This window comes from Halosimplex yunnanense, from assembly GCF_054504345.1.
This window is the reverse complement of sequence record NZ_JBTJEL010000031.1, coordinates 113,561-128,527: the sequence shown is the minus strand read 5'-3', so window position 1 is coordinate 128,527 and position 14,967 is coordinate 113,561. Positions and strand designations below refer to the sequence as shown.

General features: G+C 69.5%; 14 protein-coding genes and 1 tRNA gene. 9 read left to right on the top strand and 6 right to left on the bottom strand.

Translation table 11 applies throughout. The features are described 5' to 3' along the window. Positions 1 to 102: 102 nt before the first annotated feature. Positions 103 to 429 carry a DUF5789 family protein gene (locus tag AB2U09_RS06405; RefSeq protein WP_459191870.1) on the top strand — a complete coding sequence of 109 codons (327 nt, stop codon included), beginning with the start codon at positions 103 to 105 and terminating at the stop codon, positions 427 to 429. A gap of 7 nt (positions 430 to 436) precedes the next feature. Here AB2U09_RS06405 and AB2U09_RS06400 read toward each other — a convergent pair whose 3' ends face one another. Beyond that, the gene (locus AB2U09_RS06400; protein ID WP_459191869.1) at positions 437 to 1,384 is read right to left on the bottom strand and encodes an AAA family ATPase; all 948 of its coding nucleotides are present in this window, start codon (positions 1,382 to 1,384) and stop codon (positions 437 to 439) included. Positions 1,385 to 1,590: 206 nt separating this feature from the next. On the opposite strand from AB2U09_RS06400, the gene AB2U09_RS06395 reads away from it, so the two are divergent. Continuing rightward, positions 1,591 to 1,675 (top strand) — tRNA-Ser (locus AB2U09_RS06395). 88 nt (positions 1,676 to 1,763) lie between these two features. Further along, positions 1,764 to 3,311, top strand: coding sequence for a M48 family metallopeptidase (locus tag AB2U09_RS06390; RefSeq protein WP_459191868.1), 1,548 nt, complete (start codon positions 1,764 to 1,766; stop codon positions 3,309 to 3,311). Between the two features lie 561 nt (positions 3,312 to 3,872). On the opposite strand, the gene AB2U09_RS06385 is transcribed toward AB2U09_RS06390, so the two are convergent. The 3 genes from AB2U09_RS06385 to AB2U09_RS06375 all read right to left on the bottom strand — a co-directional run bounded on the left by AB2U09_RS06385 (position 3,873) and on the right by AB2U09_RS06375 (position 7,034). Beyond that, positions 3,873 to 4,394, bottom strand: a complete 522-nt coding sequence (locus AB2U09_RS06385; protein WP_459191867.1) for a hypothetical protein — start codon at positions 4,392 to 4,394, stop codon at positions 3,873 to 3,875. 84 nt (positions 4,395 to 4,478) lie between these two features. Next, positions 4,479 to 6,350, bottom strand: a complete 1,872-nt coding sequence (locus tag AB2U09_RS06380; protein WP_459191866.1) for a DUF2070 family protein — start codon at positions 6,348 to 6,350, stop codon at positions 4,479 to 4,481. A gap of 135 nt (positions 6,351 to 6,485) precedes the next feature. Next, complete coding sequence (locus AB2U09_RS06375; RefSeq protein WP_459191865.1) at positions 6,486 to 7,034, bottom strand: GMP synthase subunit A; 549 nt, start codon at positions 7,032 to 7,034, stop codon at positions 6,486 to 6,488. Positions 7,035 to 7,158: 124 nt separating this feature from the next. Here AB2U09_RS06375 and AB2U09_RS06370 point away from each other — a divergent pair, with 124 nt between their 5' ends. Both AB2U09_RS06370 and AB2U09_RS06365 read left to right on the top strand, forming a co-directional pair. Next, positions 7,159 to 8,229, top strand: a complete 1,071-nt coding sequence (locus AB2U09_RS06370) for a lysylphosphatidylglycerol synthase transmembrane domain-containing protein (RefSeq protein ID WP_459191864.1) — start codon at positions 7,159 to 7,161, stop codon at positions 8,227 to 8,229. Between the two features lie 97 nt (positions 8,230 to 8,326). After that, positions 8,327 to 9,388 (top strand): lysylphosphatidylglycerol synthase transmembrane domain-containing protein, encoded by a 1,062-nt coding sequence (locus tag AB2U09_RS06365; protein WP_459191863.1) that lies wholly within the window; start codon positions 8,327 to 8,329, stop codon positions 9,386 to 9,388. Positions 9,389 to 9,425: 37 nt separating this feature from the next. On the opposite strand, the gene AB2U09_RS06360 is transcribed toward AB2U09_RS06365, so the two are convergent. Beyond that, positions 9,426 to 9,896 (bottom strand): VOC family protein, encoded by a 471-nt coding sequence (locus AB2U09_RS06360; RefSeq protein WP_459191862.1) that lies wholly within the window; start codon positions 9,894 to 9,896, stop codon positions 9,426 to 9,428. Between the two features lie 32 nt (positions 9,897 to 9,928). Beyond that, positions 9,929 to 10,567 carry a DUF7097 family protein gene (locus AB2U09_RS06355; protein WP_459191861.1) on the bottom strand — a complete coding sequence of 213 codons (639 nt, stop codon included), beginning with the start codon at positions 10,565 to 10,567 and terminating at the stop codon, positions 9,929 to 9,931. An 80-nt stretch (positions 10,568 to 10,647) separates the two neighbouring features. On the opposite strand from AB2U09_RS06355, the gene AB2U09_RS06350 reads away from it, so the two are divergent. From AB2U09_RS06350 to AB2U09_RS06335, 4 genes are all read left to right on the top strand, one after another. Beyond that, positions 10,648 to 11,001, top strand: a complete 354-nt coding sequence (locus tag AB2U09_RS06350; RefSeq protein WP_459191860.1) for a DUF192 domain-containing protein — start codon at positions 10,648 to 10,650, stop codon at positions 10,999 to 11,001. Positions 11,002 to 11,139: 138 nt separating this feature from the next. Then, positions 11,140 to 12,705: a (R)-citramalate synthase gene (locus AB2U09_RS06345; protein WP_459191859.1), complete on the top strand. Its 1,566-nt coding sequence runs from the start codon at positions 11,140 to 11,142 to the stop codon at positions 12,703 to 12,705. 75 nt (positions 12,706 to 12,780) lie between these two features. Continuing rightward, positions 12,781 to 13,419: a DUF7979 domain-containing protein gene (locus AB2U09_RS06340; protein WP_459191858.1), complete on the top strand. Its 639-nt coding sequence runs from the start codon at positions 12,781 to 12,783 to the stop codon at positions 13,417 to 13,419. 166 nt (positions 13,420 to 13,585) lie between these two features. Further along, positions 13,586 to 14,947 carry a glycosyltransferase family 2 protein gene (locus AB2U09_RS06335; protein WP_459191857.1) on the top strand — a complete coding sequence of 454 codons (1,362 nt, stop codon included), beginning with the start codon at positions 13,586 to 13,588 and terminating at the stop codon, positions 14,945 to 14,947. Positions 14,948 to 14,967 lie beyond the last annotated feature (20 nt).

The following is a 14,967-nucleotide window of genomic DNA, read 5'->3' as shown; positions in this document are numbered from 1 at the left end:
ATCCGGCGTGTTCTGGCACCTCGGGCGTGCTCTTCCGATTCTCGTCCCGGCGCCTGTCAATGCAAGGTGAACGTAGTTGCGCGGTCCGCACCCAGCGGAGCCATGAGCGAGAACGACACCGACCACGAGATGGGCGTGAACTTCGAGTCTATCGAGCCGGTCTTCGAGGACCTGTCCTATCCGATCACGGCGGGCGAACTCGCCGATCGGTACGGCGACCGGGAGATCGAGCGCACCAGCGCCGACCCGATCTCGATCGGCGACCTCTTCGCGGGCACGGACGACCAGCAGTTCGAGTCCGCGGAGGAACTCCGGCAGGGGATGCTCAACATGATGCCCGCCGAGTCGGTCGGCCGGCAGCGCTACTCCGACCGCGGCGGCTCCGAACAGCAGAATATCGAGGAAGACAGCGACCGCAGCGAACAGTAGACGCCCGTCAGACCGTCGGGACGGGAACCTCGTCGAGGACGGCGTCGACGACGGTGGATTTCTGGACTTCGTCGACGCGGGCGTCGGGCGTCAGGACGACGCGGTGGGCCAGCACCGGCTGGGCGACCCGTTTCACGTCGTCGGGGGTGACGTACTCGCGGCCGACCATCGCGGCGCGGGCGCGGGTGGCCTCCAGCAGGCGCTGGGTCCCGCGCGGGGAGACCCCGACCGCGACGCGGCGGTCCTGTCGGGTCGCGCGGGCGATCGCCGAGACGTAGGTCACGAGGTCGTCGTCGACCCGGACCGTCTCCGGAGCCTCGCGGAGGGAGGTCACGAGTTCGTCGTCGAGGACGGGCGAGACCGACGGGCTCTGCTCGTCGCGTGCGAGGCGGCGGTGCAGCAGTTCCTCCTCGCCGGCCTCGTCGGGGTAGCCGATGGAGGTCTTCACGAGGAAGCGGTCGACCTGCGCCTCCGGGAGTTCGAAGGTCCCCTCCATCTCGACGGGGTTCTGCGTCGCGAGGACGAAGAAGGGCGAGGGCAGGTCGTAGGTGTCGCCGTCGACGGTGACCTGTTCCTCCTCCATCGCTTCGAGCAGGGCGGACTGGGTCTTCGGCGGCGCGCGGTTGATCTCGTCGGCGAGCACGACGTTGGCAAAGAGTGGCCCCTCGTTGAACTCGAACTCGCGTTCGCGCTCGTTGAAGACGTGCGTGCCCGTGATGTCGGCGGGCAGCAGGTCGGGGGTGAACTGCACGCGGGAGAACTCGAGGCCGAGCGCGGTGGCCATGCTGCGGGCGGTGAGAGTCTTGCCGGTCCCGGGCACGTCCTCCATGAGAACGTGGCCGCGGCCGACGAATCCCAGCAAGACGGTTTCGAGGAACTCGCGGTCGGCGATGATCGCCGAACCGACCTCGTCGAGGACCCGCTCGCACTCCGCGCTCGCTTCGGTGACGTCCATGGCGTCCGGTGAGTCTGCCGACACTTTAGGTGTTTGGTTGTTTCGGGTGGACGCGCCGCGGTCCTGACCCCGCGTTCGGGGGCCTCGACCGCCGTCGTAGCGGTCGACCGCCTCCGCGGCCGCAGCACACCCGGCCACGACACTCGTCCCCACGCCGTCCGGTAAACCGTAACCGATAAAGTCGACTTCCGTGTAGGGGTGAATGAGCCGAGGTAGCCTAGCCTGGCCAAGGCGCCTGCTTCGAGAGCAGGTCTCCGCAAGGACTCAGGAGTTCAAATCTCCTCCTCGGCGTTCTTCGACTCCCTACCCCAACAGCAGCCACGCTCGGCGCGGCGCGATCCCCACGACTGAAGTGAGCGGCTAACGGACTTCCCCGACGATGCCCTCCACGTCGTCGCGCTCTAGCCTCGGCCTCCGCGTTCGCATGGCGCTGGCCGCGGTCGCGCTCACCGCCGTCGCGGCACCCCTCGTCGCCTTCGAGGGGCTGGTGTTCGGCGTCGTCACCTACTGGTTCCTGCTGCTGGCCACTGGCTTCTTCGACCACGCCCTCGGCGATCCGACGGTGGCGCTCGTCGCGGGCGTGTCCGTCTACGCCGTCGCGCTCGCGGTCGTCTTCCTCGCGTATCACGCCGCCGCGACCACCGAGGTCGGCATCGGCGTCGCGCCGAACCTGCTGGGCTGGGCCTTCGCGACGTCGATCGCCGCGTCGCTCGCGGTCACGCTCTTCCTCCTCCGGCGGCTCGGAATGCCCAGCTGGGTGTTCGCGCTGGTGCTCATCACGCTGCTCGCCTCGTTCTACCCGTTCCTGCTGTTCCAGATCGCTCGCGACCGCTCGGAAGACGATGACGACGACGACTCCGACGGGGACCCTGCCTGGGCGACCGAGGGAGACGAAGCCCCGTGGCAGGTCGACAGCGACTCGCCGCCGTGGGTGGCCGACGAGGACGACGGCGACGAGGTCGGCCCCGATCGGTCGCCGCTCGACACCGTCCGGCTGCTCGCCGGACACGCGCGGTCGGTCTGCGGCGCGTTCGTCGCGCGCGTCGGATGGGTCGGCGTCGCCGGCGTCGTCCTTCTCGCCGCCGGCGCTCTGGCAGCGGTGTACGTCGCCGCGACGCGCTGGCCTCCGTACGACCTTGTCCTCCCGCTCACGGTGGTTATCAGCGCCCTCCTGGTCGTCGGTCACCTCGCGGCGCTCGTCCGATCAGAGCTGACGGACAGCGCGGTCCTGCGGGAGTTCGGCGCGGAGTTCGACGCGGCACGCGACCCCGAGCGCCGCGAGGCGCTGCAGGCGCGCGTCGACCGCCTCGCGGCGCAGGCGTCGGTTCCATCGCCGCGAGTCCGCCTCACGGGGTCGCGGGCGCCGACGGCCGCGGCCGTGGGGTACCGGCCGAGCGAGTCGACGCTCGTCGTCTCCGCGGGCCTGGCCGAGGCGCTCGACGACCGGGAACTCGACGCGGTGCTAGCCCACGAACTCGCGCACGTGGCCAACTCCGACGCGGCGGTCCTCACCGCCCTCTCGTTCCCGCGGGTGAACGCCGAGCGGTTGTTCGACCGCTACGGGATCAACCCGGTGGTCGCGCTGCTGGCCGGGACCGTCGCGCTGGCGGGCCGGTTCTGTACCGCGGTGGTCGCCCGCGCCCGGGAGTACGTCGCCGACGACGCCGCGGCCACGATGACGGGCGATCCGGCGGCGCTCGCGAGCGCGCTGGAGACGCTCGACGCCGAACTCGGGGGCCGGCCGAGCGAGGACCTGCGTCGCTCGGCGACCGACGCGTTCGCCATCGTCCCGTCGCCGTGGGAGGAACACCGCTTTTTCGACCGGACTCGGCGGGTCATCTATCGGCAGTTGCTCGGGACGCATCCGCCGACCGAGCGCCGGATCGAGCGCCTGCGAGCGGCGACCGACGAAACAGAACGGGGTTGATCCGGGATACCAGAGAGCCGGTCGATTTCGGGGCTACCGCGGGCGGATCTCTCGCTCAGTGTGTTCATAGTTAGCGTACATTCTAAACCAGCAAATACATTTAATAGATGTCACGATGTTCGTTTATGAGGCTCAGTAATGGACGACCGTTGGGGGTTGTGGTTATTGCAGTCTGGACTGGATTACTTGGGCTTGCAAGTCTTGTACTGTCAATTCCCGGGTCACTAACGCATCTCCCCGTCGGGCTCCTCTACTTAGCTGGTTCCTATGGGATGTGGCGACAGACTAAGCGAGGCGCGAGTATCCTCATCGTAGCATGGGCTGTAGGGGCAGTTCAATCCACGATTGTCCGGGGGAATCCGCTCGCATTCGTAGGAGTCATACTCGTCTCCGGATACCTGTACTACCGGAGAGAGGAGTTTCAGGCCCGAAGAGCGTAGTGAACTCCCCCATCCGTCGATATAGTAGTATCCTACACTGAGCAAATTGTCGAAGCGAACAACGGGTCCGTGGACTGTTCGCAGACACCCGCCATATCGGCTGTCCAGATCCTTCCCCGCGTCACCCCTCGAGAGTGCCGCTGTTCTGGACGGCCGCGGCGACGACGGCGGCCGTCTGGCCGAGGCCGACGACGGCGATGCCCACGGCCGCCTCGACGGCAGACCCGGCGAGAGCGTGGGTGCCGGCGCCGGCGAGCGAGCAGATGGTCGCGGCGAGGTAGACGGTACTGAAGGGTTTCTCGACGGACTGGGCGGTCGCGACGAACGCCAGCGCGGGCAGGACCATCCATCCGTAGAATGCGATCGCCAGGGTCGGGTCGATCTCGGGGGTGACGGCGAGGTCCACAGCGGCGACGAGCGTGATCACGAACCCGAGGACGAGCACCCAGCGCCAGAGGCCGAGCACCGGCCCCGTCATCGCGTCGCGGGTGGCGACGGCGAAAGCGCCGAGCAGGACCGTCATGACGGCGAGCGCGACGAGGAGGGGTCGGCGACCGACGACGTCGACGCGGGCCGCGAGCGCGAGCGTCCACGCGGCGGGGACCATCAACGCCGGGGCCACGTCGGTCAGCGAGCGGCTCACGGCGACCGACTACGGCGGACTCCCTGTTCGGCATTTCGGTGTCGGGGCGAGCGCGGGCGGTCCGGTCGGTGGGCAGTCCGCCGCTCAGATACTCGCGAGGAGGAAGATGATCGCGGAGACGGCGAGGGCGGCGGTGATGATGGCGCCGGCCAGCGGCGCGCCCATGGAGACGGCGGCGTTGGCGGTCGAGGCGAGCATCTCGGTGCGGTCGTTGCCGAAGACGGTCACCTCGGCGCTCTCGGTCTCCATCCCCGCCTCGACGGGTTCGAGGTCTTCCTTCGCGCGGTCGACGAGGTCGGCGATCAGCGCCACGAGGTCGGCCTCGGGGATGGCGTCGCCGACCTGGTTCTCCGCCTCCATCGTGTTGACGACGTGCGTGTCGGTCGTGAGGACTTCGAGCCGGTCGACGGCGTCGATCCGGGAGACGATCCGCTCGCGGAGCCCCGGGACCATGTTGTTGCCGTCGACGAAGACGTAGCCGGTCTGCTGGCCCTCGACTTCGAACACGGCGACGCGGATGCCCAGCGGGCCGATCCCATCCTCGGGTTCCCAGGGCGTCTCGTCCCAGGCGACGCCGAGTTCGAACGGTCGGCGCGTGGCTGCGGCGAGCCGTTCGCCGACCTCGCCGGCGCCGTAGATCATGTCGAACGAGCGCTTGCTCCCCGGGACGACGTGGCCCAGGTCCTCGCCGTCGAGGCCGTTGTTGCAGTTGTGGGCGTCGGCGAGCATCACGTCGTTCAGGCCGTCGGTGCGGGCCTCCGAGACGGCCGACAGTCCGACCGCGTACTCGACGTCGTCGGCGAACTGCGGCGCGAACGTCGAAGCGAGGAAGGCGCTGTCGCCGAAGGCCTGTCCGGTCAGCGTCGCCTCGCCCTCCTCGACGCGCACGGATTTCGTGGCGCCTTCGTCGTACTCGATGCGCTGGTAGGCGGTCTCGGCGGTGTCGATGACCGTGTCGACCTCCCGCTCGGTGACGAGGTTGAAGTCGTGGCCGGCGGTAGCGTGGGGCGGGAACGCCAGCCCGTCGGCCTGCTCGGCGATGCGCCGCGGGAGGTTGCCGCCGCCGATCTCGCCCATCGGGCCGGGGTGGAGCATCGGGAGGACGAACCGCGCCTTCTCGCCGCCCTCGGGGCGGCGAGCGGAGAGGACCGAGACCGGGACGATGGCGTCCTCGCCGATGTCCTCGAAGAACGTCTCCAGTTCGTTGCTCCCCTCGGCGATGTGGCCGATGAACCCGCGGACGAAGTCGAGGACGCTCACGCCGAGGCTGCGCTGCCACGGCTGGTCGATGATCGTCAGGAACAGCCAGACGGCCGCGGCGTAGATGAGACACAGTACCGCGAGGATGACGAACTTCGCGGGGTCGACGTAGTGCATCTCGGCGATGCGCTGGGGCGCCTCGTCGGCCCGAAAGAGGAACGCGCGAGCGACGGGGCCGCCCCACTCGAGGTAGCGCATCGTCCCGCTGTAGACGAACAGCAAGAGCGCGGCGGCGGCTGTCTGGATGCTCGCGGCCGCCGAGGCGACGACGAGTCGCTGCCGCGAGACGGCCAGGATGACGAACAGGCGCAGGGCAAAGATGGACGCGAGCGTGACCAGCAGGGCGTCGACGACGAACGTCTGACTCAACGGGGTGAGCGCGGCGACGATCGCCGTCACCGTCAGCACCGCGATGGTGAACAGCTCGCAGGCGAGCGCAAGCAGCGAGGCCTGATTGCGCGTGAGCTGGCCGCCGAGCTTGCGGTCGACGTACGGCGTGAACACGCTCGCCGCGACGGTCGGGAGGCCGATGTAGAACAGCCCTTCCCAGGCGTCTTCGAAGACGAACCGGGAGTCGAACGCGGCGACCCCGATGATCGCCGCGATGAGCAGGGCGAACCCGATGCTGGAGTACCAGCTGGGCGCCCGGAACACGAACCGCGAGAGGCCCGCGAGATTCCCCTGGTTGGTCGTCATGACTATCGTTGTACGCCAATGATTCCACGACCACTTTAATCGTTGGAGTCGCGTCAGACGCCCGTCAGCGGGGATTTCAGCCGCTCAGAGGCGATTTATCGATCGAGAATCTGGTCGGGAGATCCCCTCGCGGACTCACTCGCAGATAGCCAGGAAGTTCTCGAAGACTTCCTCGCCGCGCTCGGTGTGGGCCACTTCGGGGTGCCACTGGACGCCGTACAGATCGCGGTCGGTGTCGCTCATCGCCTCGACGCCGCAGATGTCGCTCTCGGCGGTGCGCTCGAAGCCCTCGGGGACGCGCTTGACCTCGTCGGCGTGGCTCGCCCAGACGCGCGTCTCGGGGGCGAGCGAACCGATCAGCGGGTCCGCGTCGTCGAGCACGTCGACGGTCACGTCGGCGTAGCCGCCGTAGTCGCCCTCGCCGACCTCACCGCCGAGTTCGCGGGCGATGATCTGGTGGCCGAGACAGATGCCGAGGACGGGGACGTCCAGATCGAGGTAGTCGGGGCAGTTGCCGATGCGGTCCATCGAGGGGCCGCCCGAGAGGACGAGGCCGTCGGCGTCGATCTCCTCGGGGGGCGTGTCGTTGTCGACGAGTTCCACGTCCACGCCCATGTCCCGGAGCGCGCGCTGCTCCAGGTGGGTGAACTGGCCGTGGTTGTCGACGACGTCGATGCGGGTCATTACCGCCCCGTAACTCGCCGGGGGGTAAAAGGAGTCCGGAACGTGGAGAATGGACTTCCCAGCCTCCACGCGTGCCGCCGGAATGCCAGCGCGTTTATCCCGCAGGCACGTGTCCGGCCGGTAGATGCGACGAATCGTCCGGGTCGTCCTCGGGTTCGCGCTGGCGCTCGTGGCGGTCGGCGGGTTCGTCTGGTTCGTCGGGCCGGCGAGCGTCATCGCCGAACTCTCACAGGCCGACCCGGCCGTCCTCGCCGTCGGCTTCCTCGCGGTGATCGCCGCGTTCTACTGCTGGAGCGAGGCGCTCCGGCGACTGCTGGTGAGTACCGGGGCGGACGTGCACGGGCCGCGCTACCGGGCGGCGTTCATGAGCGGCGAGTTCCTCAAGCAGATCGTCCCGATGGGTCACTCCGGCGGCCCGGTGTTCGTCTCCTACGCGGTCGGCCGCGAGACCGACGCCCCCTACGAGGAGGCGCTCGCCGCCGCGACCGTCGTCGAGTTCGTCAACATCGGCGCCTCGGTCGCCCTCGCCACCGTCGGGCTGGGCGTGCTCGTGGCGACCGGCACGGCTTCCAGCGGACCGGTCTTCACCGCGCTGGTCGTCGGACTGGCCCTCGCCGTCACCGTCCTCCTGTCGCTCGGGCTCCTCGTCCACTACCGCCGCGCGCTCGTCGAGCGGCTCGTTCTCCGGCTGGCGGGCGCGGGCCGAGCGACGGTCGGTCGCCTCTCGGAGCGTGCGCGAACAGCGATGGCCTCCGACCGCGTTCGCGCGACCTTCGAGACGTACTACGCGGCGTTCGACCGCGCGCTCGCCGACCGTGAGCAAGTGTGGCGGGCGGCCGCCTTCTCGCTGGCGGGCTGGGCGCTGTTCCTCCTGCCGATGTACACGAGCTTCCACGCCATCGGCGAGCCGGTGCCCTACGCGCTGGTCGCGCTGGTGGTCCCCGTGTTGAGTCTCGTCAACGTCGTCCCGCTACCGGGTGGACTGGGCGGGTTCGAGGTGGCGCTGGCGGCCGTCGTCGTCGCGCTCGCCGGACTCGACCTCCCGGTGGCGACGGCGGGCGTCTTCCTCTACCGGCTGTCGAACTACTGGTTCGTCGTCCTGCTGGGCGCGCTCGCCTCGTCGACGGTCGCGGTGCGGCTGGCCGATCCGCCCAGCCCGCTCGACCCCACGGAAGACCCGGTCGACGGGCGGTAGCCCGCGGACGAGCGGGAGCCTTCCCCGTCGCCGTGGACCCCGGAATCGAGTCCCGCGCCGGACGATTTTTACCGTCCGGCCGTCTCTGTTCACGAGTATGTCACGTCGCTTCCGGCTGGTCGCCGGGTTCGCGCTGGCGCTGCTGGCGGTCGGCGGGTTCCTGCTCGCGGTCGGCCCCGAGGCCGTGTTCGCGGAACTGGCGACGGCGGACCTGCTGGTCCTCTCGGTCGGATTCGGGTCGGTGCTCGTCGCACTGGGCTGCTGGAGCGAGGCGGTGCGACAGCTGATCGGGAGCTCCGGCCACGCCGTCGGCGGCCTGCGCTACCGCGCTGCGTACCTCAGCGGCGAGTTCCTGAAGCAGGTGATCCCGATGGGCCAGAGCGGCGGCCCGGTCCTGCTCTCCTACACGGTCAGCCGCGAGACCGACGCCTCTCAGGACTCCGCGCTGGCCGCGTCGACGGTCTTCGCGTTCCTGAACGTCCTCGCCTCGCTCATCCTCGCCGTGGTCGGCCTCGCGATCCTGATCCTCACGCGCCGGGGGCCGACCGGCGCGCTCCTCCAGTCCGTACTGGTGACCATGACCGCCATCTCGATCGGCATCGTGGGGCTTGTCCTCCTGACCATCTACCGCCGCAACGTGCTCGAACGTGCGGTATTGTCGGTTGCCGCCGGCCTGCGCCGGACCGTCGGTCGCGTCTCAGGCCGGGCGGCCGCGGCGCTGGCGCCCGAGCGCGTCCGGGAGGCGCTCGGGCGGTTCTCGGGCGTGGTCGGGCAGCTGGCCGGCGACCGGCGCGGCATCGCGGCGGCCGTCGCGCTGTCGGTGACCGGTTGGCTGTTCTTCCTGCTCCCGCTGTACACGAGCTTCCTCGCCATCGAATCGCACGTCCCGTTCATGCTCGTCGTCTTCGCGGTCCCGGTCGTGACGCTGCTGAACGTCGTGCCGCTGCCGGGCGGGCTGGGCGGGTTCGAGGTGGCGCTGGCGGCCGTCGTCGCGGCGATGGCGCTGGTCGACCTCCCGACGGCGACGGCCGCCGTCTTCCTCTTCCGGCTGTCGAACTACTGGTTCATCGTCCTCGTCGGCGGCATCGCGGCGGCGTCGCTCTCGATGGGCGTCCGCGACGCGCCGCTGCTCCCGGGCGAAGAAGACGAGACGGTCTGAGCGAGACGAGCGCGGCGGGCCACCCGGTGCCGTCTTCTCAGACGAGTTCCGTCGGATCGAAGCGGTCGTTGCGGCCGCGCCAGTCGGTCTCTTCGTGGGATCCGCGCGTGTCGAGGTACACCTCGACGCCGTTGCCGTCGGGATCGGCGAAGTACAGCGCCTTGCTGATGCCGTGGTCGACGGGGCTGACCTGCACTCCGCGGTCGCGCAGGCGTCGATAGACGCTCGCGAGCGCCTCGGGCGTCGCCACCTCGAAGGCGACGTGATAGAGGCCGACGCCGCGGCTCGGTCCCTCCGCACCGTCGCCGACCTCCTGCAGTGCGACGTCGTGATGGCGCTCGCCCCACGAGAGGAAGACGTAGCGGCCCTCGCGCTCGGTGACGTCGAGGCCGAGCACCTCCCGATAGAACGCCAGCGCCCGCTCCAGGTCCCGTACTTTCAGGTGAACGTGCCCGACCGTGTGTGGGTGATCGGAACTCGCCGTTTCCGCGGCGTCATCGTCGGTCATATCCCGCTAGTTAGGCCGTCGCTCGCAAAAGTCTACGCGTCGAAGCCCCGGCCGTCGTCGCCGAAGCGGTCGTTCCTTTCGTTCTCGCTGTCCCCATCCCCGTCCCCGTCGCCGTCAGCGCCCGTGTCGAACCGCTCGGCCGCCGACTGGAACCCCAGTTCTGCCTGCTCGCGCGAGCGTCGTCCCTCCCGCTCGGCGATGGCCTCGGGGTCGGGGTTCACGTCGTCCGCGACGCTCGCCCACGAGTTGTGGACCTTCGCGTGACACCACCGGCAGAGGAAGACGGTGATCTCGTGGCTCGGGTCGCCGTCGCCCTCCCGCGACCCCGACTGGTAGGAGAGGTGATGCTCTTCGAGGAGGGGTCGCTCGTCGTCGTGAGCCATCCGATGCTCTTCGAGACCGCAGCGCTCGCACTCGCGGTCGCGGTTGCGAGCGCGGAAGTGCGGGCAGTCGGCCCACTCCCACGGGCCGGTCAGCCCCTCCTCGTCGAGGTCGCCCACCACCGGACAGCGGAAGTCCTCGCGGCTCCGCGCGTTCGCGAACTCGGGGTCGCGGTCGCCCTGCTCGACGGCGAACCGGCAGCGGCCGTCGTCGGTGCAGTGGTCGCACCGGTCGACGTGGGCGTAGGGGTCCTCGACCCCCACCGATGTCCCCGAGGGCGTCTTCTCCATGCCCAGTCCGTCGCACTCGACGGGTTTGAATTGCCCGCTCGCGTCGCAACCGTTTTGCCGCGGCGCGCGGACGCTGACCTATGCGTCTCGTCCACGATCCGGCAGACGGCGACTCGCGGGTGCTTGCGACCGACGTGGAGACCGCCGACTCGCTGCTCGCGAAGGTCAAGGGACTGATGGGCAAGTCGTCGCTGCCCGACGGCTACGCGCTCGTGTTCGACTTCGACCGGACGAGCTACCGCGACGTCCACATGCTGTTCGTGCGGACGCCGCTGGACGTGATCTGGCTGCTCGACGACGAGGTGGTGCAGGTGAAGACGCTGGCGCCGTGGCGGGGGACGGGCGTCGCCAAGGCCGACTGCTTCGTCGAGCTACCGGGGGGCGCCGCCGACGGCGTCGAACCGGGCGACCGGGTCCGTCTGGACGGCGAATGAGGCCAGTTTTGCACGCGGGATCGAACCCGACGGTTTAATTAGGACCGCTCGCTTCACGGTAGCATACGATGTCGGACCATACCGACACGGAGGATAGAGGAAGTCGCCTCACGGCGGCTGGCCGCGAAATTCTCCGTCATGTGTGACGGTTCCGGTGAGCGCGAAGGGACCACGCTCTTTGGCGACCATCCCGAGACGACTCACCTCTCTGACGCAGGAGACGTACAGTTTCTCGATACGACGCTGCGCGACGGCGAGCAAGCGCCGGGTGTCTCGCTCACGCCCGACGAGAAGGCGCGGATCGCTCGCGCGCTCGACCGCGCGAACGTCGGCTTCATCGAGGCCGGCAGCGCCTGTACCGGCCCCGGGGAGCGGGAGACCATCTCCCGCGTCGCCGAGCTGGACCTGGATGCGACGGTCACGAGCTTCTGCCGCGGCATCCAGCGCGACATCGACCTCGCGCTGGAGTGCGGCGTCGACGGGATCAACCTCGTCGTACCGGCGAGCGACCGCCACATCACCGAGAAGGTCGGGACGACCCACGAGGAGAACGTCGAGAACACGGTCGAACTCGTCGAGTACGCCAAGAGCCACGACCTGTGGGTCGAGGTCATCGGCGAGGACGGCTCCCGGGCGGACCTGGACTACCTCGAAGAACTCCTCGGTGCGTCGCTGGACGCCGGCGCCGACCGCATCTGCTGGGCGGACACCGTCGGCCACGCGACGCCGGACGGCGCGCTCGAAGCGGTCTCCCGGCTCTCCGAGCTGGGGCCGGTGAGCGCCCACACCCACGACGACCTCGGGCTCGCGGTGATGAACGCCCTGACCTCGATCGCCGCGGGCGCCGACGTCGTCCACGGGACGGTCAACGGCATCGGCGAGCGCGCCGGCAACGTCGCCATCGAGGAAGTCGCGATCGCCCTCTCGCACGGCTGGGGCGTCGAGACGCTCGAACTCACGGAGGTGTACGACCTCGCCGAACTCGTCGCCAGCGCGACGGGCATCCCGCTGCCGCCGAACAAGGCAGTCGTCGGCCAGAACACCTTCACCCACGAGTCGGGCATCCACACCGACGGCACCCTGAAGGACGACGCGATGTACGAACCGTACCCGCCCGAGAAGGTGGGGCGGGAGCGGCGTCTGGCACTCGGCAAGCACGCCGGCCGCGCCGGCGTGAAGGCCGCCCTCGACGAGAAGGACTTCGAGGTGACCGACGACGAACTCGCGGACATCGTCGCTCGCGTCAAGGAGATCGGCGACCGCGGCAAGCGCGTCACCGACGCCGATCTGCTTACCATCGCCGAGGACGTCACCGGTTCCGAACACGACCGCCGCGTCGAGATCACGGAACTCACTACCGTCGCCGGCGGCACGACGCCGACGGCGACCGTCTCCCTGCTGGTCGACGGCGAGGAGCGCACCGAGGCGGAGATCGGTTCCGGACCCGTCGACGCCGCGATCAACGCCGTCCAGTCGGCGCTGGGTCACTCGTTCGACACGCATCTGGAATCCTACCACGTCGACGCGATCACCGGCGGTACCGACGCCATCGTCACCGTCGAGGTGGAGATGTCCCGCGGCGACGACCACGTGACCGTCACCGCCAGCGACTCGGACATCACCCGCGCCTCCGTCGAGGCGATGGTCGACGCCATCGACCGCCTCGTCGCCACCAGCGACGACCGCGTCATCGCCGACGACTGAGACCCGGATCGCTCTCGAGGTTTTCCTGACACGACAACCAGAAAACACTTATCGGTCCCGTTCACGGGTCCGGACGTGTCCGCGCTGTCGGTGACTCGCTATCACGGCCCGGCGATCGCAGTGTTCCTCCTCGGCGTCGCCGTGCTCGGGTACGTCGGCGTCACGGCGGCGGACCTGACGCGGACGGAGTACGTCTACGACGTCGAGTCGATTTCGGACGCCGACCTGCCGGACGACGCACAGGTTCGCCGGTACGAGAACCTGTCCGCGACGGCCCAAGACGCGTTCCGTGGCGCGCTGTCCGCCCCCGACGGTGAGTACGTCGCCGACGAAGCGGCGCCGGACATCACTTACGCCGACGACGTCTACCCCGAAGGGACGCATTACGTCCGCTACGAGAGTGACCTGTACCGGTTTCACGCAGACGGTCCGGGCGGAGCGAGTACCGGCATCGCCATTTGGATACTGTTCGTGCTGATCGCGCCCGTCGGGCTCGTGATCGCCGCTATCGGCGCCGTCAGCTTCGGCCTCGACCTGTTGCGGTTACCCGTCGCGGTCCTCGCCGGATTGGTCGTCGGGTTTGCAGTCGTCGCCGCGACCGACCGCGGGTTCGACGGCGCGGCGCTGGCGGCCACGACGGTCGCGGCGCTGGGCTGGCTTGGGATGGCTGCGACGGGCGTCGACGCGAAGGTTCCGACCGCTGACGGGTCCTGACCCGGGCTGCCGACGGGTCGCGGGGCGGACTGTCGGCGGCCCGGTCGTTCCGTCGCCGTGACGAAGCACTGAAGTACTATTCGAGTGACAACACGGACGAAATGGTCCCTGTTCGAAGCCCCTCCCTCCGACAGCGGCAGCCGTCTCGTCCGGCGGGGTGCAAGCCGTGATCGACCCGACACGCTGGTTCGAACCGCCCGTCGGCCCGCGACTGACCGGGGCGTTCGACGGTCGGGTCGGCGAGTACCTCCGCCGGGCGACCGACGGGGCGACCTTCGCCGTGGTCGTCGCTGCGGTCGTCGTCTTCGGTTACCTCCGTGGCTCGGTTAGCGTGGCGGTCGATCCGCCGCTGCTGACCGCCGGCGCCGTGGTCGTCGTCGAAGCGGTCGTCTCGATGCTGAGCTTCTCCGGGTTCGTCACGCTCTCGGGTCTGGTGATGGTCGCGGAACTCGTCGGCCTGGGCAAGCGCGACGTCGAGGTGGCCGACGGCCCCGGCGTCGCGGCGATCGTCCCCGTCTACCGGGACGCCGCCGCGCTCGACCGGAGCGTCGAGAGCCTGCTCGATTCGCGGTACGGCGACCTCCGGGTCACCGTCGTCACCGAGCCCGACGACGACGCGAGCCGCGCCCGCGCGGCCGAGCTTGCCGAGCGGCGCGACCGCGTCGACCACCTCGTCAACACGCGCTATCCGGGGTCGAAGGCCGGCGCGGTCAACTACGGCGTCGAAGTGACCGAGGTCCCGGTCGTCGCGGTGTTCGACGCCGACGAGCGGGTCGACCCCGGATTCGTCGGCGGTGCGGTCGCGCGCCTGACAGACGGCGCCGACGCCGTCCAGGGCCGGACGATCCCGGAGCCCGACGGGCTCGTCGAGACGCTGGCCTACTACGAGTCGGTCCTGCTGAACCAGCTCAGCCACCGGCTGATCGGGCTGCTCACGGGCTTTCGGATGGTCTCCAGCCGCGCCGTCGTCATGCGCCGGTCGGCCTTCGAGGAGGTCGGCGGCTACGACACGGCGATGCTCACCGAGGACTTCGACTTCGCCTTCCGGTGTTACGAGACCGGCCTCGCCGTCGAGGAACTGTTCTCCCGGCCGTCGACCATCGAGGCCGCCCACTGCGTGCGCGACTGGTGGGGCCAGCGCAAGCGCTGGATGACCGGGTACGCGCAGGTCCTCCACCGCCGAATAACGACTCTTCGGCCGCTGAACTGGCGCGGTGCGGTCGCGCTGGCGACCTGTGCCGGCGCGGTCTTCGGCAACCTCCTGGTGCTCTCGCTGGTCTCGAAAGTCGCGGTGCTGGCCGCCAGCGGACGGGTGGCCTTGCTTACGGTCCCGCTTGGTGCCGTGGTCGGCGTGAGCCTGCTCGTCCGCGGGGTCGACGCGCTCGGCGGGCACGTCGACGGCGTGGGCGTCGGGTGGCTGCTCGCGCCCGTCGTCTTCCCGCTGTACGGACTCGCCGGCGTCAAGGGCGCAGTCGAGTACGTGATCACGTGGGACGGCGAGTGGTTCCACGCGAGCAAGAGAGGGTGAAGCCGCTGGAGCGACAGGTT

Bases quoted from the DNA above. Each gene is read 5' to 3' on its own strand.
- AB2U09_RS06405 (WP_459191870.1), top strand. From the start codon at position 103: ATGAGCGAGAACGACACCGACCACGAGATGGGCGTGAACTTCGAGTCT.
- AB2U09_RS06400 (WP_459191869.1), bottom strand. From the start codon at position 1,384: ATGGACGTCACCGAAGCGAGCGCGGAGTGCGAGCGGGTCCTCGACGAG.
- AB2U09_RS06390 (WP_459191868.1), top strand. From the start codon at position 1,764: ATGCCCTCCACGTCGTCGCGCTCTAGCCTCGGCCTCCGCGTTCGCATG.
- AB2U09_RS06380 (WP_459191866.1), bottom strand. From the start codon at position 6,350: ATGACGACCAACCAGGGGAATCTCGCGGGCCTCTCGCGGTTCGTGTTC.
- AB2U09_RS06375 (WP_459191865.1), bottom strand. From the start codon at position 7,034: ATGACCCGCATCGACGTCGTCGACAACCACGGCCAGTTCACCCACCTG.
- AB2U09_RS06370 (WP_459191864.1), top strand. From the start codon at position 7,159: ATGCGACGAATCGTCCGGGTCGTCCTCGGGTTCGCGCTGGCGCTCGTG.
- AB2U09_RS06365 (WP_459191863.1), top strand. From the start codon at position 8,327: ATGTCACGTCGCTTCCGGCTGGTCGCCGGGTTCGCGCTGGCGCTGCTG.
- AB2U09_RS06360 (WP_459191862.1), bottom strand. From the start codon at position 9,896: ATGACCGACGATGACGCCGCGGAAACGGCGAGTTCCGATCACCCACAC.
- AB2U09_RS06355 (WP_459191861.1), bottom strand. From the start codon at position 10,567: ATGGAGAAGACGCCCTCGGGGACATCGGTGGGGGTCGAGGACCCCTAC.
- AB2U09_RS06350 (WP_459191860.1), top strand. From the start codon at position 10,648: ATGCGTCTCGTCCACGATCCGGCAGACGGCGACTCGCGGGTGCTTGCG.
- AB2U09_RS06345 (WP_459191859.1), top strand. From the start codon at position 11,140: ATGTGTGACGGTTCCGGTGAGCGCGAAGGGACCACGCTCTTTGGCGAC.